Source organism: Corynebacterium sp. Marseille-P4321 (assembly GCF_903645305.1).
Lineage (GTDB): Bacteria > Actinomycetota > Actinomycetes > Mycobacteriales > Mycobacteriaceae > Corynebacterium.
Genome location: NZ_CAHJXO010000001.1, coordinates 948,979 through 964,638 on the forward strand (window position 1 = coordinate 948,979; position 15,660 = coordinate 964,638).

Here is a 15,660-nt window from a genome sequence, read left to right on the forward strand (position 1 = left end):
AATCCGCCTTCCGCACACGCGGGAGGCGGATTCTTCTTTGGGGCGACCGCTAATCGACGGCTCCGCGGGCCATCAGCGCCTCCCCAATCATCCGCGCGCGGCGCACGGACCGGATCACAAGTGGCGTGCCGAAGGCGCGAAGCGAGAAGCCGGCTCCGCGGGCTTTGCGTGCGTCGAGCACTTCGTTGGCCGTGGCGAGCATGAGTGGGATAAGCCGGATGGTCAGCGCGATGGTCAGCGACGTCAGCTCGCCGGCGCGGCCGAGCGGGGCGAGGGCGCGGTCGAGGGCGTCCATGAGCGCCTCGACTGTGGTGGTAAGGGTGAGCAGGTTCGCCGCCGCGATGGTGGCGATCAGCCCAATGATCGTGGTCAGCGCCGCGGCTAACCCGTTCTGAAACCACAGAAAGCCAAACAGAATGCCCAGGATCGGGATCAGTGGCACAAGTTGGTTCCACGCCACTTTCGGCGGGATCTGCGCCGAGGCGTAGAGCGCGAGCACGAAGGTGAAAGCGGCCATCGAATGCCACGGCTCGGTTGGCCAGATGGTGACGAAGAGGATGAACGCAACCAGCAGCGCGAACTTCACGCCGGGGCTCAGGCGGTGCAGCCAGGTGTCGGCGTTGATGTATACGCCCAGGGGCAGCTCGCGGATCACGGTTTTGCGTCCATTAGGTCGGTGTAGAACGCGATGGCGTCGTCGGGTGCGCCGTCGAAGGCGAGGTGGGCGTCGTCGATGCACAGCACGCGATCGAATCCGCGCAGCATCTCCAGGTCGTGTGTGACCACGATGAGCTGCTGGTCCAGGGCCTCGAACTCGCGGATGATGCGGCGACGGTTGCGCAGGTCGAGCAGGGTGGTGGGCTCATCGGCGATGATGGTGTCCGGCTCGATGACCAGCACAGAGGCAAGTGCGAGCATCTGCTTCTCGCCGCCCGACAGCGTGTGGGGGGAGTTGTCGGCGAGGTGGTCGAGCTCGAATCGGTGCAGGACATTATCGACGCGCTGCCGCACCTCCTCGCGCGACAACTTGAACCGGCGCAGCGAGAACGCCACATCGTCGCGCACGCGAGGCATGACGATTTGGCTTTCTGCGTCGGAGAAGACGAAGCCCACTCGTTTGCGTACTTCTTTTCCTTCTCGGGTTGGGTCGGAGCCGTCGTAAAGCACCTGCCCTGTCGAAGGTTCCACCAACCCGTTGATCATGCGCACTGTGGTGGATTTGCCCGACCCGTTGGAGCCGATGATGCCCACGCGCTGCTCGTCGAAGCTGACGGTGAGCGGCGCGAGGACTTCGTCGCCGTCGTATGTGACGCTCGCGCCGATGAACTCGATGAGCGGCATTACTTGCTGCCGCGACGCAGATCGGGAAACGCCGCGTGGACGGCGGCCGCGACGGCGACCATGATGCCCACCTTCACCGCATCCGGGCCCATGAAAGGCAACTGCGCCTCCCACGCAGCGACGAAGTCAAGGTCGGCGCGCCACATCAGTCCGAACACGCCGAACAGGTACTGGAAGAACAGCGCTACGAATGCGGCGAGAATAAGAATGAGCACCGTGACGGCGCGGTTGTTCTTGAACGGGGCGAGGTAGGCGATTGCACCCGCAACCCAGGCGGAGACGAGGTATCCCACAAGGTAGCCGACGGTAGTGCCACCGAGCGCGGAGATGACCGTGCGCCCGCCTGCGAGGACCGGAAGCGCAAGGCCGATGAGCAAGAACACGGCAGCGGCGGCTAGCCCGCGGCGACGGCCGAGCACGAGACCGGCAAGGATGACGGATGCATTTTGCAGCACGAGCGGCACGCCGAAACCGCCGACGGGCAGTGCAACAAAGCCGAGTGCGATGGTGATTGCTGCGAAGACGGCGATGAGCGCGATGTCTTGGGCGGTGTTATTTGCCGAGCGGCTGTTTGCGGCGCGGTCGTTGCCGGCGCTGGGGGGTTGGGCAGTAGTCATGCGCGGAAGTGTACCTGAACGGTGTTCAAGAGATGGGCTTTAGCGCCGGGCGTGTAGGTTGTGGGGCATGCGATTGACCGAGTTTCATCAGCTCGTGGAAGACGAGTTCGGCGCGGGCCGGGCGCAGTGGATCATCCAGTCCCAGGTGTTGCCGGGGGTCGAGCAGACCTCCGAGGAGCTTATCGAAAGTGGTGTCGATCCAAAGGTGGCCTGGCAGGGGCTGTGCGACGCGTTCGATATTCCGGAGGAGCGACGGCTCGGCGTGGACCGCCCGGGTTTCTGAGTGTGGCGTGTCGGGTTCGAGTTCGAACAGGCTTGCGTGTATGTTCGATCGTGTCATGGTCGAGTTCTACAGTGGCAGTCAGTTCCGGGCCGGAAAAATTTTCCGCTTGTAGGGAACCGGACCGGTGGCGGTGAACGTCTAAACAAATACACGCGTTACATCCCGCGGGTAGTTTCCCGCCCGCGCACTGAGATTTTTGGAAGGTAGCAGGTTTATGGCAACGAAGAAGAAGGCCGCGGCCTCCGCTGGCAACGACCGCCAGAATGCGCTCGATGCGGCGCTGGCAATGATTGAGAAGGACTTTGGTAAGGGCGCAGTGATGCGGCTTGGCGACGAGAACCGGCCGCCCATCCAGTCCATCTCCTCAGGCAACACCGCAATCGATGTTGCGCTCGGCATCGGCGGCTGGCCGCGCGGGCGCATTGTGGAGATCTACGGCCCAGAGTCCTCGGGTAAGACCACTGTTGCGCTGCACGCGATCGCGGAGGCGCAGCGCGCCGGCGGCATCGCGGCGTTCATTGATGCGGAGCACGCGCTCGATCCGGATTACGCGAAGAAGCTCGGCGTGGACACCGACAACCTGTTGGTCTCGCAGCCGGACACCGGTGAGCAGGCACTCGAAATCGCGGACATGCTGGTGCGCTCGGGTGCAATCGACATGATTGTCATCGACTCGGTGGCGGCGCTGACACCGAAGGCGGAGATCGAGGGCGAGATGGGTGACTCCCACGTCGGCTTGCAGGCGCGTCTTATGTCCCAGGCGCTGCGCAAGATGACCGGTGCGCTGTACAACTCCGGCACCACCGCGATCTTCATCAACCAGCTGCGCGAGAAGATCGGCGTGATGTTCGGCTCGCCCGAGACCACCACGGGCGGTAAGGCGTTGAAGTTCTACGCGTCCGTGCGCTGCGACGTGCGCCGCATCCAGACGCTGAAGGACGGGCAGGATTCCATCGGTAACCGCACCAAGATGAAGGTGGTGAAGAACAAGGTTTCGCCGCCGTTCAAGATTGCGGAGTTCGACATCATGTACGGCGAGGGCATCTCGCGCGAATCTTCCATCATCGATATGGGCGTGGAGAACGGCATCGTGAAGAAGTCGGGCTCCTGGTTCACCTACGAGGGCGACCAGCTCGGCCAGGGTAAGGAAAAGGCCCGCATCTTCCTCAAGGAGAACCCGGACTTGGCTGACGAGATCGAGGACAAGATCTTCCAGGCCCTGCACGTGGGCAAGTACGCCGCCGGTAACGACGAGTTGACGGACGACCCGGTGGACATGGTGCCGAACATCGACTTCGACGATGAGGACGACGAGGTCAGCGCCCAGCCCGCGAACGCGGAGTAATGGCCGACCCGGAAAAGATCGCGCAGCTACAGGCCGCGATCGAGTCGTACCAGCCCGGCGGCCTGCTCGACCGCAGCCACGAGGAGGCGCTCGCGCCGGTGCGCAAGCGCGCCCTCGGCCTGCTTGACCAGCGTGCGCGCTCGCGCGAGGAGCTGCGCGGTCGCTTGATCAAGGCAGAGTTTGAGCAGGAGCTTATCGACGAAGTCCTGGACGACCTCGCCCGCACCGGCCTTCTCAACGACTCAACCTTCGCCGCTGAGTGGGTCCGCCAACGTGCGGCGCGCCGCGGGAAATCTACCCGCGCCCTGGACCGCGAGCTGCGAGACAAGGGCGTCGGCGCAGCCGACCGCGCCGACGCGCTCTCCCAGATCACGGACGAGGACGAGGAAGCAACGGCCCGCGCAGTGGCGGAAAAAGCGGCTCGCAAAGTGAAAACCGCGCCCGCCGACCGGGCAGAGTACGACAAGTATCTGCGGCGCATCGTGGGGGCGCTCGCACGCCGCGGGTTCAACCAATCGATGTCGCTACGGATTGCGAAAGACGCGCTGGAGGCGCGGATAGGCGAGCTGTAAGCCCGGCGCGACGGTTTAGTTCTTCGGTGGGGTGGCCGTTAAGATCACCGGCGTGTCTACGGCTTCTTCCCCCACTTCCACTACACCGCGCACGTACGAGGTGCGTACCTTCGGCTGCCAGATGAACGTGCACGACTCCGAGCGCCTTTCCGGCATGCTCGAGGACGCAGGATACGTCGCTGCCGGTGAAGGCCAGGAGGCCGACCTGGTTGTTTTCAACACCTGCGCGGTGCGCGACAACGCCGACCAGCGCCTGTACGGAACGCTGGGTCAGATGAAGCACGCCAAGGAGCAGCACCCGGGCATGCAGATTGCCGTGGGGGGTTGCCTGGCGCAGAAAGACCGCGACACGGTGGTGAAGAAGGCCCCGTGGGTCGATGCGGTGTTTGGCACCCACAACCTCTCGGCGCTTCCTGCGTTGCTCGATCGCGCCCGCACGCAGGATGAGGCGCAGGTGGAGATCGTTGAGTCGCTCGAGGTGTTCCCATCTGTGCTGCCGGCGAAGCGCGAGTCTTCCTACGCGGGGTGGGTGAGTGTGTCGGTGGGCTGCAACAACACGTGCACGTTCTGCATTGTGCCGAGCCTTCGCGGAAAAGAGGTCGACCGTCGCCCTGGCGACATACTCGCCGAGGTGCAGGCGCTCGTGGACCAGGGGGTCTCCGAGGTGACGCTGCTCGGCCAGAACGTCAACGCCTACGGAGTGAACTTCGTCGACGAGGACCTTGAGCGCGACCGCTCTGCGTTTTCCAAGCTGCTGCGTGCCTGCGGCGACATCGAGGGGCTTGAGCGTGTGCGCTTTACTTCGCCGCACCCGGCGGAGTTCACCTCCGACGTCATCGACGCCATGGCGGAGACTCCGAACGTGTGCCCGCAGCTGCACATGCCGTTGCAGTCCGGCTCGGATAAGGTGCTGAAAGACATGCGCCGTTCCTACCGCACGAAGAAGTTCCTCGGCATTTTGGATGAGGTGCGCGAGAAGTTGCCGCACGCGTCGATCACCACCGACATCATCGTCGGATTCCCGGGGGAGACGGAGGAGGATTTCCAGGGCACCCTCGATGTGGTTGAGAAGGCGCGCTTTACCTCTGCGTTCACGTTCCAGTATTCGCCGCGCCCGGGCACTCCTGCGGCGGAGATGGCGGATCAGATCCCGAAGCACGTCGTGCAGGAGCGTTTCGAGCGTCTCGTAGCGCTGCAGGACCGTATCTCTGCGGAGGAGAACGCGAAGCTGGTCGGCACGCGCCAGGAGTTGCTGGTGCAGGCGGACGGCGGCCGCAAGAACGACCGCACCCAGCGTCTGTCCGGCCGCGCGCGCGACGGGCGTCTAGTGCACTTCGACCCTGTGGCAAGCGAACGCGCCGAAGACTCCGGCATCGACGGCGAGATCCGCCCCGGCGACTACGTCACGGTGACTGTCACGGATTCGAAGCCGCACTACCTCATCGCAGATTCCGGCGTGCACTCGCACCGCCGCACGAAGGCGGGTGACAACTCGCAGATTGGCCAGGTGCCTACCACTGCGCCGGTGGGGGTGGGCTTGGGCTTACCGACGATCGGCCGCCCCGCCCAGCCTGCCACCCCCTCCACCGGTACCTCCTGCTGCGGCGGCGAGGGATAGGCTGGCGATTATGACGCAGCAGGAAAGCAAGGATCTGGCCAAGAAGGAAGCCCGTGCAGCCGCCACTTTGGAGATGGGTTCGCGCCGCTGGGTGCTCGCGGCCTGCGCCGGGTTGTACTTGTTCGCGATGTTTCTTCCGTTTGCCGCGGATGCTTCGGGCTGGGACATACTCGCCAGCACGCAGGCTGCTCAGGACGCGCAGACGAAGATCACGGAGTACGCGTTCGTGTGGTGCTCTTTCATCGGGTTGGGGGTGCTCACTTCGCTGACCGTGATTTTCCGGCGCTTTGCGCTGGGGGTGCCGGCGTGGATGGTCACCACCGTCTCTTTTGCGGTGTCGCTGATGGCAATCTGGTTGCGTCGCTCTAGCTCCACCTACGACCTCGGGTTGCGCCACGGCCTGGGCATCTACCTCGCCATTCTCGCCGTCGCGGTTGCAGTGTTCACACTGTTCCCGGCGCTGTTCGGCCGCAGTGAGCAAGCGCGTGCGGCGGCGCAGCAGCGCGCACGCGCGCAGGGTAGCGACGAGGTGGCGTTGGCGCAGCGTTCCGCGACGAGCAGGGTGGAGGGCAATCCATTGCTTATCGACGATCGCCGCGCCCGCGCCGCCGAACGCCACAAACGTGCGTCCGAGTAATCCGCCATGCAGCCTTGGTCGCTGTTGGCTCAGGCCTTCTGCCACGCGGACGTGGACGAGACCACCTCGGCACCAAGTTGCGCTGCGATTGCCGAGGCCGCGGGTGAATCAGCGGGGTAGGAGCAATACACCGTCTCGAGGTCTTCCCACGTTTCGCGGGCGCGAGTGATGGTGGCTCGCAGTAGGCCAACGCCGATGCCGCGGCCGCGGTACTCGGGAAGCACGTAGACGAGGCCGAGCTCGCAGACCTTCGGGTCGTCGTGGACGTAGCGCACCGCCTCGCACAGACCGACGATTTCGCCGCCCACCCGAGCTAGCCCCGTGAGTTGCAGGCCGCCGCGGTCGCTCAAGCGCGCACCTGCGTCGACGATGCGCTTTAGATCCCACTCGATGGTTTCCAGCGCGAGTTGACCACGCGGGTAGTTCTTTGAGGCGGACGTGAGCAGCGCCGAGAACTGCTCCACCTCGCCCGGTTCCGCGGTACGCGAGCCGGCAAACCCCGGCCCTTCGACCACGTCGAACTCGGCGGTGCTCCCAGTGGGAAGGGAAACGATGGCATCCGCCGCGCATGTGGCTTGTTCTTCGCGAAACGCCAGCGAGTAGCCGGAACCTGCGACCGCCGGCGGTTCGAATGCGCCCGGCGCGTGGGTGACCCAGATTTGGCGGATGGGGCGGGAGAGGGGTGCGGAGAGCTCGTCGATAAACTGCAATGCGCTTTCCCACGGTGCTTTCGGCCACTTGTCGCCGGGTAAGGGCGCGACCTCGGAGTCGAAGACAATATTCGCCTCGATCACCTGCAAGTCCTCGAGCAGCGGCAGGGAAATGAACACCCACGCGTGCGCGAACTCAGTGTCTGCGGGGTAAAGCTCCCGGTAGCCGAGCTCCGTCGCCGGGCGCGGCGCCTGCAGCTCCGTGAGCGCGAACAACAGCGCCTCCGACTCGGCTGAGGGCTCGAGCCGCTTCGCAATGTGCGACGCCGTCACCCCCGAGGTAGCAAGCCCCGTGATGTCCTGGATGGCTAGCGTGGCCGAAAAGGCGTACGCCGCGGTCGCGGCAGCGGTTGCCTCCGACCCGGGATCCGCTACGAGCTGCTGGGGTGAAAGCTCCACTTACCCCTCGTTGACAGCCTTGGCGGCGACGTCCGCGAACTCCTGCCACTGCTTCGCCTGCTCGCGCAGCGCGGCAGCCTTCGCAGAGTCGCCCTTCGCCTCCGCAGCGTCGGCCTGCGCCGTGAACTCGTCGGCGCGGACCTGGAACTGGTTCGCCTTTTGCTGCTGCACGGGGTTGGACTTGCGCCACTGGCGCTCCTCCGCATCCGCCACGCGCTGCTCGATCTCGCCGATCTTGTCCTCGTACTCGCGCACCCGCCCGCGCGGTACGTAGCCGATCTCGTCCCACTTCTCCTGCAGCTCGCGCAGCTTCGACTTCGCGCCGCCCAGGCCCTTCTCCGGGTCGATGAGCGGCGAGTACTCGGCGATGAGGGCATCCTTTGCCTTCGCGTTGTCCTCGAACTCGCGGTCGCGCTCGGCGTTCACCGCGTTGCGCGCTTCGAAGAAGTGGTCTTGGGCTGCGCGGAAGCGGTCCCACAGCTTGTCGTCCACGTCGCGGGGTGCGCGGCCGGCGGCCTTCCACTCCGTCATCAGGTCGCGGTAGGCGCGGGCAGTGTTGCCCCAGTCTGTGGAGTCCTGCAACGCCTCAGCGCGCTCCACAAGCTCTTCCTTCTTGCGCTTTGCGCTCGCGCGGTTGCGGTCCAGCTCGGCGAAGTGGGCGCCGCGGCGGCGGTTGAAGCTGTCGCGGGCGCGGGAGTAGCGCTTCCACAGCTGGTCGTCCGTGGCGCGGTCGATGCCGCGGATGGTGCGCCATTCCTCCAGAATCTCGCGGATGCGGTCGCCGGCTGCCTTCCACTCGGTGGAGTTTTCGGCGAGGTCTTCGGCCTCCGCGGCGAGCGCTTCCTTGCGGGCAATCGCATCTTTACGACGCTCCGCCTTCTTCTCCTTTGCCTCCTCGCGTGCCTGCGCGGACGCGGCGATGACCGCGTCCAGACGGGTTTCCACGGCATCCAAGTCGCCCACAACCGCTGCGTCGTTGAGGGATACCTTCAGCGCCTCCGCGTTGGTGCGCAGCGAGTCCGCGTCCTCGGGGTGGGCGCGAAGGCGCGACTCGATGAGCTCTACTTCGGTGACCAGGTCGTCGTAGCGCTGCCCGTAATGCGCCAGACCTTCCTCGGGTGTGCCTGCCTGCCAGGAGCCGACCTCGCGTTCCTCACCTGCACGGATGACGAAGACCGTGCCGTTTTCATCCACGCGGCCGAACTTCGACGGGTCGGACGCAGGACGCGCCGCCGGCACCGGCGAGGGGGTGGTTGCCGCTTGCGCGCCTGCGCCGGTAGCCCCGGGTCGCGGTGCGGGTTTAGCCCCCGGGCGCGGGCCCGGTTTCGGCCCCGGCTTCGGTGTTTGCGGGGTGTCGGGGGTGTGTGCCTGCTGGTTCGGGTTCGACTCGGTCATCGGAGTATTCCTTTCCGCCGCCCGGAACGGGCCGCTAAGTGCCGCGCGACGCGGCTGCCTGTCGCGCGCCGCACTCAACCGCCTGCGACGCGCAATGTGTGCCCCGATGTTACCCGGGTCACCGGTACAAAGGTGAGGAATTAGGGTGGTTAGGGTGACAGCTGAAGTTTGGATCCTCCCGGGCTCGCCGGCGTTAGTGCGTGAGCTCGCGCCCAGCGACGGCGCAAGTGCTCGCCTGCTCGCTGCTTGTCGCGCCCTGGCCAAGAGCGAAGCTGCAGGTCGCGGGCGCTGCCTGGACATCGTCTGCTCGCAGGACGAGCACTGGCGCACGGAGCACACCGGGTCGTTTCGCGCGTGGGGTGCGCCGCAGGTGCAGGTGCGCGGCGGCAACGTGCTCGGTGAGCTGGTGGCGCGTTACGCACTCGGCGACCCGCGGGTGCGCGAGGTGCGCGGGGAGATCGGCCGCCCGGACCCGGACGCGGTCACGGTGGTGGTTGTCGACGGGCCCGCGGGGCTCACGGATCGTGCGCCGCTCGCGCTCGTGGACGGCGCGCCGCGGCAGCACGAAAGGTTGTGTGGGTGGCTGGGTGGGGCACCGGCAGGCGTCGATAAGCACATGCCCGGCGTGCTGGAGCCGCAACTGTGGCACGAGCTCGCAAACCTTGCGCCGACGCGCGCCGAGCTCATCGACCACGACGACACCCTTGGCGTCGGGCGCTACGTGGCGGTGTGGCAATGCTGAGGCCGATTGCAGTGGTGGGGCCGACGGCGAGCGGCAAATCGGACCTGGGTATCGCGCTCGCGCAGCACTTCGGCGGGGAAGTGGTCAACGTCGATTCGATGCAGCTGTATCGCGGCATGGACATCGGCACGGCGAAACTTCCGCCCGGTGAACGCGGCGACATTCCGCACCACCTGTTGGACATCTGGCCGGTGACGAAGGCGGCGTCAGTCGCCGAGTATCAAGCCTTGGCCGTTGACACCGTGGAGGAAATCGCCGCGCGCGGCAAGGTGCCGATCCTCGTCGGCGGGTCGATGCTGTACGTGCAATCGCTTATCGACGCCTGGCGGTTCCCGCCCACCGACCCAGAAGTCCGCGCAAAATGGGAGCGCCGCTTGGACGCAATCGGAGTTGACGCCCTGCACGCCGAGCTCGCCGAGGTGGACCCGGAGGCAGCGCGCATCATCGAGGACAAGGACCCGCGACGCACCGTACGCGCCCTTGAAGTCATCGAGCTGACCGGCGAGCCGTTCAAAGCCTCCCAGCCGCCGAAAGACGCCGAGCCGCGCTGGGGCACCCGCATCCTGGGGCTTCGCACCACGCCCGAGTGGCTCAACCCGCGCATTGAGCTGCGCACCCGCTTGATGTTTGAGCAAGGGCTTATCGACGAAGTGCTCACGCTGCGCGGCGCGGGTCTGGTGCGCAACTCCACCGCTGGGCGTGCGATCGGCTACGCGCAGGTGCTCGCGATGCTCGACGGCGAACTTTCCGCCGACGACGCACTCGAGCAGACGATCACCGGCACACGGCGCTACGTGCGGCGGCAACGCTCCTGGTTCAACCGCGACAAGCGCACCGTGTGGCTCGACGCCACGGGAGAAGACGTGGTTGACGCGGCGCTAGACTCGCTTGCGTGAAATTCATCAAAGCGCACGCAACAGAAAACGACTTCGTGGTGCTCGTCGACGTCGACGACGCGCTGACACTTACTCCCGAGCAGATCGCGTGGCTGTGCGACCGCCGCGCAGGCATCGGCGGCGACGGCCTTTTGCGCGTCGTGCGCCGAGAAGGCGTGTGGTTCATGGACTACCGCAACGCCGACGGCTCCACCGCCGAGATGTGCGGCAACGGCATCCGCGCGTTCGCGCACGTGCTGGTTGCAGAGGGGCTGGAGGATGCGCGCGAGTTCGACGTGGACACGCGCGCCGGCCGCAAGCGCATCGAGGTGCGTTCCGCCGACCCGGTGGACGCCGTGGTGTCGGTCGGGATGGGTCCGGTGGAGGTCACGGGCGTGTCCACGGCCGCGATGGGCTCGTTCGAGTTCGCCGGCCTCGGCGTGGATGTGGGCAACCCGCACCTCGCATGCGTAATCCCAGGGCTTTCCGCGGCCGAACTCGCAGCGCTCGAGTTCACGCAGCCCGCCTTCGACCCGGAGTTCTTCCCCGAGGGAGTAAACGTGGAGGTGCTCACAGAGCTTCACGACGGCTCCGTAAACATGCGCGTCTGGGAACGCGGCGTGGGTGAGACCCGTTCGTGCGGCACCGGCACCGTCGCGACGGCGCAGGCGGCACTTGCCGACGCGGGCGTCGAAGACGGTGAGGTACTCGTGCGCGTGCCGGGCGGCGAAGTACGCGTGGAGATCCGCGGCGGTGAGGCGACGATGACGGGCCCGTCGCACATCGTGGCCCGCGGTGAGCTCGCGGCGCAGCTGTAGCGCGGGCGCGGGGTTGGCGCGGGCGCGGGGTTGGCGCGGGCGCGGGGTGGCGTGAGGGCGCAGCGTTGACTCTGCCAGCGCGCCGCGGCGGTGCCAGCGCGCTGCGGCGGGCGCAGCGTTGGCTCTGTCCGCGCTAGGCAGGACCGATCTCCTTGGCGGCGCGACGCGCGTCGTCCCACGCCGCCTGAAGCTCGAAGGCGCGCTGGTCTGCGACGTTAATCAACTTCTCCAGCTGTACCCGGTCCGTGCCGGGGCTTTCCAAGTAAGAGTCCACCCGCGCGAGGAAACGGCGGGCGGAAGAGGCACGGAGCAAAAACTCGTTGATCGCCGGGACAGACATATCCGGGTTGGCCAGGGCGGGGAAGTGCAGCGTGCGGTCCGCGATGTCTGCAGCGCTCGCGCCGTTCTGCAGTTGCTCGTAGGCATCGAGCACCTCGGCGATGTCGTCGCGTGCGAACTTCAACGACGAGCGCATCGATTCCAGCTCCGGGTTACCCTGCACGCGCCGACCGAAACCCACCGCCGCGACGCACAGCAGTACAGCGAGCACGAGTCCCGGGATGCGCAACGTGATGACCAGCATCACTGACGCGGCGAGAACGAGCGCGCCCAGTAACGCCCTGGATAAGTCCCGGTCCGACGGATTCATTGCGCCCCAACTCAACCGGGTTTAGTGCCCGCCACAGCCGCAGGAACCGCCGCCACCTCCGCAGCAGCCGCCGCCGGTAGGGGTGGGGATGGAGCCAGCCATCACGGCGGCGCCAGCAATCACCGAGTCGCGGGCAGGCAGCTCGCCGTCGGGCAGGCACGCATCGAAGGGGAACGCCGCGTCCAACGTGACGTGGATGAAACGCTGACCGGCGAGTTCAGAGGTGCGGTGTTCCGCATCGAGCACACGGCCCGAGAAGCTCGCAGCAGCATCCGGAGTGGTGGGCTGGCCAGCCGCAACGGCCTCGGCGCCCGGGGATTCCACCGCGCCGAGCACGGTGTCGGGGTTGGCGGCGAGGAAGTCGTCTACCGACGCGTAGCGCTTCTCGCTGAGTACGAGAGCGGTGACGGAAAGTTCTTGCCAGTCGAGCGCGGAGCCGTCGACAAGCAATGGCTCCTGTGCAAGGTTGACTGTCACTGCAGCCATTTTCCCGCCGCGCGGATCGACGATGTCGGCGAGCGCCACCACGTCGTTGATCGGCGTGATGTGCGCAAACGCGCGAGTAACGGAGTCGAAGCCGGCGAAGGTGGCAAAAGGCTCCACCGCAAGGATGTTCAACTGAGCACCCGACGGATCCGAGTACTGGATGAGCTGCCCGCCGCGCACCTCGCCGGTGACAGAAAGGCGGTTCGACGCAATCGCGGCTTCCACCGCGTCCTGCCACCTGTCGAATCCGAGCCCGATGGCGGAAAGATCAGTGCTGATGGTTTCGCTCATAGCCGCAGATTTTAGCAACGTCGCCAAATCAAGCCGCGCTCCGGGGAAGATAACCGCGCCACCGCGCGTTACATCCGGTAGATATGGAAGCAATGACCAAAACGCAAGTACACCCCGGCGAGCAGCCGGATAACCGCACCGAAGAGGAACGCGCGCACGACGAACTTCTGCGCCAGGCGTTCCGCCACAACGCACCTCAACCCGGCTCCGGCGAACCGACCGTCGGCGCCCTTGACTTGGACGACCGAAACGCATTCCGCTCTGTCGTTGGCGCGACCGAACTGCGCTCCGAAGACCACGCGGACATCTACGAGGTGGAGTACCGAAAGCTCCGCATCGAGCAGGTGCTGCTGGTCGGCGCGTGGACCGAAGGCACCGTCGCCGAAATTGAGGCGAGTATGTGGGAGCTGGCGGCACTCGCGAAAACCGCGGGCGCCCAGGTGCTTGACATGCTGTACCAAAAGCGCGACAAACCGGACCCGGGCACCTACATCGGATCCGGCAAGGTCAGGGAGCTGAAGCAGATCGTGGAGGCGACCGGCGCCGATACGGTGATCTTCGACGGTGAGCTTTCGCCCTCGCAGATGATCGCGCTGGAGGAGGCCTTGAAGATCAAGGTGATCGACCGCACGATGCTCATCCTGGACATCTTCGCCCAACACGCGAAGAGCAAAGAGGGTAAAGCCCAGGTTTCGCTGGCGCAGATGGAGTACCTCTACAGCCGCACCCGCGGATGGGGTGGCAACCTGTCGCGCCAGGCCGGCGGCCGCGCCGGCTCGAACGGTGGCGTGGGCCTGCGTGGCCCCGGTGAGACGCGCATCGAGGCGGACCGGCGCCGCCTACGCACCGAGATGGCGAAACTGCGCCACCAGCTGCGCGATATGACCACCGCCCGCGAGGTGAAACGCTCGCAGCGCCAGCGCTCGACGATCCCGAAGATCGCCATCGCCGGCTACACCAACGCTGGCAAATCCTCGCTGATTAACGCCATGACCGGGGCTGGTGTGCTGGTGGAAGACGCGCTGTTTGCCACCCTGGACCCGTCGACGCGCAAGGCAAAGCTTGCCGACGGCCGCAGCATCGTGCTCACCGACACCGTCGGTTTCGTACGCCACCTGCCCACCCAGCTGGTTGAGGCGTTTAAGTCGACGTTGGAGGAAGTGAGCGAGGCGGACCTCGTGCTGCACGTCGTGGATGGCTCGGATGCGTTCCCGCTGAAGCAGATCGAGGCGGTGAACGAGGTGCTCGCTGACGTCACGCGCGATTCGGGCGAAGAAATGCCGCCCGAGATCGTGGTGGTAAACAAGATCGACGACGCTGACCCGGTGGCGCTCGCTGAGCTGCGACACGCGTTTGAGAAGACGGGACGTGACGCGGTGTTCGTCTCCGCCCTGACCGGCGAAGGCATCAAGGAGCTGGAGGCGCGCATCGAGCAGCACCTCAACTCGCTCGACGCGCACGTCACCATGGTGGTGCCGTACACACGCGGCGACGTGGTCAGCCGCGTGCACGACGAAGGCACGGTGCGCAGCGAGGAGTACGAGGAGGAGGGCACGCGTATCGACGTTCGCCTGCCACGCGTGCTCGCCCAGCAGTACTCCGAATTCGTCGTGAGCTAGGCTGCAGCACTGGCCCGCCGCGCTGCGCTGTGCTGGGACGCCGCGGCCGCGCTAGGCCCAGTACGGGTCGTACGCCTTGTAGGTGTGGAACTCGGCGAGCTCTACGGCGGCTGCCTCGTCGATCACGACGGTCGCGTCGTTGTGCAGCTGCAGCGCAGATGCCGGGCAGTAGGCGGCGAGCGGGCCTTCGACGAGCGCCCGCACCGCGGCGGCCTTGTTGGAGCCGGTGGCGACGAGCACGATGCTGCGCGCCTCGAGAATGGTGCCGATGCCCTGGCTCAGCGCCTGCCGCGGCACCTCGCTTTCGTTGTCGAAGAAGCGGGCATTGTCGGCGATGGTCTGCGGATGCAGGTCGATGAGGCGGGTACGCGAGCGAAGCGAACTGAGCGGCTCGTTGAACGCGATGTGGCCGTTGGAACCGACGCCGAGGAGCTGGATATCCACTCCGCCTGCGTCGGCGATCGCCTGCTCGTATTCTTCGGCCGCCTGGTGGGGGTTCTCGGCGGTGCCGTCGAGGGAGTGCACGTTTGCGTCGTCAATGTCGACGTGGCTTGTCAGTTCGCGGCGGATGGTGGCGTAGTAGGACTGCTCGTGGTTGGCGGGTAGGCCGTAGTACTCGTCGAGAAGAAATGCCCTGCATCCGGCGAAACTCAAGCCTTCGCTGCGGTGTCGGCGGATGAGCTCGTTGTAGGTGGGCGTGGGGGTCGAGCCGGTGGCCAGGCCGAGCGTGGCGCCGCTGCGTACGTAGGGCGCGATGATGTCGGCGGCGCATTCGCCTACCTCTTCGGGTGTGCGGCGGATGATGATGTGCATGGTGTTTAAACCTAGTGATGTTGCTGCCCCGCTGTGCAACGCGCCCGGGGTTCTGTGGATAACTCGCCCTTTTTGTTGACGCCTAGACAAAGTTATCCACAGATTTCGGGAGGGGGTCTTGTGCCGCTTGCCAGGAGTTCTTAGCGTTCGCAACATGACATTCAGTGATTACTTAGACCACAGCCCGCGTGTCGATCACCTGCAAGGTTTCGACCGTCAACTCGCTCTCGCGTCCGGCATGAGCCCGCAGAATGCCACCGCGTGGGCGCAGTTGGAACACATCTATTTCGGAAACCAGCGGCACAGTAAACAACAGGGGAAGGCGCTTCGCCGAGCTAGGGAAGGAAAGTTTTCGGTGGAGCAGCTCGCCATGATTGAGCGCAGACTCAAGCACATCGAGCACGAGGGCACGCGATGGCAGTTGCGCCTGCAGCTGCTCCGACATGTGGG

The 15,660-nt window shown here is 65.8% G+C and carries 18 protein-coding genes; 9 read left to right on the plus strand and 9 right to left on the minus strand.

Going from position 1 to position 15,660, the window contains the following annotated elements; translation table 11 throughout:
* Nucleotides 1–49: 49 nt before the first annotated feature.
* From HWX32_RS04260 to HWX32_RS04270, 3 genes are read right to left on the minus strand one after another with little or no spacing between them, the layout of a single operon-like run.
* On the minus strand, nt 50–652 hold the full coding sequence (locus HWX32_RS04260) for an energy-coupling factor transporter transmembrane protein EcfT (RefSeq protein WP_175935031.1): 603 nt from the start codon (nt 650–652) through the stop codon (nt 50–52).
* The gene (locus HWX32_RS04265) at nt 652–1,341 is read right to left on the minus strand and encodes an energy-coupling factor ABC transporter ATP-binding protein (RefSeq protein WP_175934838.1); all 690 of its coding nucleotides are present in this window, start codon (nt 1,339–1,341) and stop codon (nt 652–654) included. Before HWX32_RS04265 ends, HWX32_RS04260 begins: the two co-directional genes overlap by 1 nt.
* Entirely contained in the window at nt 1,341–1,958 is a 618-nt protein-coding gene (locus tag HWX32_RS04270; RefSeq protein WP_075468914.1) for a biotin transporter BioY, read from the minus strand. Before HWX32_RS04270 ends, HWX32_RS04265 begins: the two co-directional genes overlap by 1 nt.
* Before the next feature lie 67 nt (nt 1,959–2,025).
* Between HWX32_RS04270 and HWX32_RS04275 the strand changes: the two genes are divergently transcribed.
* The 5 genes from HWX32_RS04275 to HWX32_RS04295 all read left to right on the plus strand — a co-directional run bounded on the left by HWX32_RS04275 (nt 2,026) and on the right by HWX32_RS04295 (nt 6,413).
* Nucleotides 2,026–2,241, plus strand: a complete 216-nt coding sequence (locus HWX32_RS04275; protein WP_175934839.1) for a DUF3046 domain-containing protein — start codon at nt 2,026–2,028, stop codon at nt 2,239–2,241.
* A gap of 214 nt (nt 2,242–2,455) precedes the next feature.
* Nucleotides 2,456–3,586, plus strand: a complete 1,131-nt coding sequence (gene recA / locus HWX32_RS04280; RefSeq protein WP_175934840.1) for a recombinase RecA — start codon at nt 2,456–2,458, stop codon at nt 3,584–3,586.
* Nucleotides 3,586–4,158, plus strand: a complete 573-nt coding sequence (recX, locus tag HWX32_RS04285) for a recombination regulator RecX (RefSeq protein WP_175934841.1) — start codon at nt 3,586–3,588, stop codon at nt 4,156–4,158. The genes recA and recX overlap by 1 nt, the downstream gene beginning before the upstream one ends.
* A 43-nt stretch (nt 4,159–4,201) precedes the next feature.
* Entirely contained in the window at nt 4,202–5,776 is a 1,575-nt protein-coding gene (gene miaB, locus HWX32_RS04290) for a tRNA (N6-isopentenyl adenosine(37)-C2)-methylthiotransferase MiaB (protein ID WP_175935032.1), read from the plus strand.
* Nucleotides 5,777–5,786: 10 nt separating this feature from the next.
* Complete coding sequence (locus HWX32_RS04295; RefSeq protein ID WP_175934842.1) at nt 5,787–6,413, plus strand: hypothetical protein; 627 nt, start codon at nt 5,787–5,789, stop codon at nt 6,411–6,413.
* A gap of 29 nt (nt 6,414–6,442) precedes the next feature.
* Here HWX32_RS04295 and HWX32_RS04300 read toward each other — a convergent pair whose 3' ends face one another.
* Both HWX32_RS04300 and HWX32_RS04305 read right to left on the minus strand, forming a co-directional pair.
* Nucleotides 6,443–7,522, minus strand: a complete 1,080-nt coding sequence (locus tag HWX32_RS04300; protein ID WP_175934843.1) for a GNAT family N-acetyltransferase — start codon at nt 7,520–7,522, stop codon at nt 6,443–6,445.
* A complete protein-coding gene (locus HWX32_RS04305) occupies nt 7,523–8,917 on the minus strand; it encodes a DUF349 domain-containing protein (protein ID WP_175934844.1) in 1,395 nt (464 codons plus the stop codon).
* Nucleotides 8,918–9,071: 154 nt separating this feature from the next.
* Here HWX32_RS04305 and HWX32_RS04310 point away from each other — a divergent pair, with 154 nt between their 5' ends.
* From HWX32_RS04310 to dapF, 3 genes are read left to right on the plus strand one after another with little or no spacing between them, the layout of a single operon-like run.
* Nucleotides 9,072–9,659: a hypothetical protein gene (locus tag HWX32_RS04310; RefSeq protein ID WP_175934845.1), complete on the plus strand. Its 588-nt coding sequence runs from the start codon at nt 9,072–9,074 to the stop codon at nt 9,657–9,659.
* On the plus strand, nt 9,653–10,555 hold the full coding sequence (miaA, locus tag HWX32_RS04315; protein WP_175934846.1) for a tRNA (adenosine(37)-N6)-dimethylallyltransferase MiaA: 903 nt from the start codon (nt 9,653–9,655) through the stop codon (nt 10,553–10,555). Before HWX32_RS04310 ends, miaA begins: the two co-directional genes overlap by 7 nt.
* Nucleotides 10,552–11,352, plus strand: coding sequence for a diaminopimelate epimerase (dapF, locus tag HWX32_RS04320; protein ID WP_175934847.1), 801 nt, complete (start codon nt 10,552–10,554; stop codon nt 11,350–11,352). The genes miaA and dapF overlap by 4 nt, the downstream gene beginning before the upstream one ends.
* A 133-nt stretch (nt 11,353–11,485) precedes the next feature.
* Here dapF and HWX32_RS04325 read toward each other — a convergent pair whose 3' ends face one another.
* Together HWX32_RS04325 and HWX32_RS04330 are read right to left on the minus strand one after the other, a co-directional pair.
* Complete coding sequence (locus HWX32_RS04325; protein WP_082259897.1) at nt 11,486–12,001, minus strand: hypothetical protein; 516 nt, start codon at nt 11,999–12,001, stop codon at nt 11,486–11,488.
* Between the two features lie 21 nt (nt 12,002–12,022).
* Nucleotides 12,023–12,766 carry a hypothetical protein gene (locus HWX32_RS04330; RefSeq protein WP_175935033.1) on the minus strand — a complete coding sequence of 248 codons (744 nt, stop codon included), beginning with the start codon at nt 12,764–12,766 and terminating at the stop codon, nt 12,023–12,025.
* 104 nt (nt 12,767–12,870) lie between these two features.
* Between HWX32_RS04330 and hflX the strand changes: the two genes are divergently transcribed.
* Nucleotides 12,871–14,397 (plus strand): GTPase HflX, encoded by a 1,527-nt coding sequence (hflX, locus tag HWX32_RS04335; RefSeq protein WP_082259905.1) that lies wholly within the window; start codon nt 12,871–12,873, stop codon nt 14,395–14,397.
* Nucleotides 14,398–14,448: 51 nt separating this feature from the next.
* Here hflX and nagB read toward each other — a convergent pair whose 3' ends face one another.
* Together nagB and HWX32_RS11200 are read right to left on the minus strand one after the other, a co-directional pair.
* Entirely contained in the window at nt 14,449–15,210 is a 762-nt protein-coding gene (gene nagB, locus HWX32_RS04340; RefSeq protein ID WP_175934848.1) for a glucosamine-6-phosphate deaminase, read from the minus strand.
* A 172-nt stretch (nt 15,211–15,382) separates the two neighbouring features.
* Nucleotides 15,383–15,655 carry a hypothetical protein gene (locus HWX32_RS11200; RefSeq protein ID WP_254868267.1) on the minus strand — a complete coding sequence of 91 codons (273 nt, stop codon included), beginning with the start codon at nt 15,653–15,655 and terminating at the stop codon, nt 15,383–15,385.
* Nucleotides 15,656–15,660 lie beyond the last annotated feature (5 nt).

Bases quoted from the DNA above. Each gene is read 5' to 3' on its own strand.
- HWX32_RS04265 (WP_175934838.1), bottom strand. From the start codon at position 1,341: ATGCCGCTCATCGAGTTCATCGGCGCGAGCGTCACATACGACGGCGAC.
- HWX32_RS04270 (WP_075468914.1), bottom strand. From the start codon at position 1,958: ATGACTACTGCCCAACCCCCCAGCGCCGGCAACGACCGCGCCGCAAAC.
- HWX32_RS04275 (WP_175934839.1), top strand. From the start codon at position 2,026: ATGCGATTGACCGAGTTTCATCAGCTCGTGGAAGACGAGTTCGGCGCG.
- recA (WP_175934840.1), top strand. From the start codon at position 2,456: ATGGCAACGAAGAAGAAGGCCGCGGCCTCCGCTGGCAACGACCGCCAG.
- recX (WP_175934841.1), top strand. From the start codon at position 3,586: ATGGCCGACCCGGAAAAGATCGCGCAGCTACAGGCCGCGATCGAGTCG.
- HWX32_RS04295 (WP_175934842.1), top strand. From the start codon at position 5,787: ATGACGCAGCAGGAAAGCAAGGATCTGGCCAAGAAGGAAGCCCGTGCA.
- HWX32_RS04305 (WP_175934844.1), bottom strand. From the start codon at position 8,917: ATGACCGAGTCGAACCCGAACCAGCAGGCACACACCCCCGACACCCCG.
- miaA (WP_175934846.1), top strand. From the start codon at position 9,653: ATGCTGAGGCCGATTGCAGTGGTGGGGCCGACGGCGAGCGGCAAATCG.
- HWX32_RS04325 (WP_082259897.1), bottom strand. From the start codon at position 12,001: ATGAATCCGTCGGACCGGGACTTATCCAGGGCGTTACTGGGCGCGCTC.
- hflX (WP_082259905.1), top strand. From the start codon at position 12,871: ATGACCAAAACGCAAGTACACCCCGGCGAGCAGCCGGATAACCGCACC.
- nagB (WP_175934848.1), bottom strand. From the start codon at position 15,210: ATGCACATCATCATCCGCCGCACACCCGAAGAGGTAGGCGAATGCGCC.
- HWX32_RS11200 (WP_254868267.1), bottom strand. From the start codon at position 15,655: ATGTCGGAGCAGCTGCAGGCGCAACTGCCATCGCGTGCCCTCGTGCTC.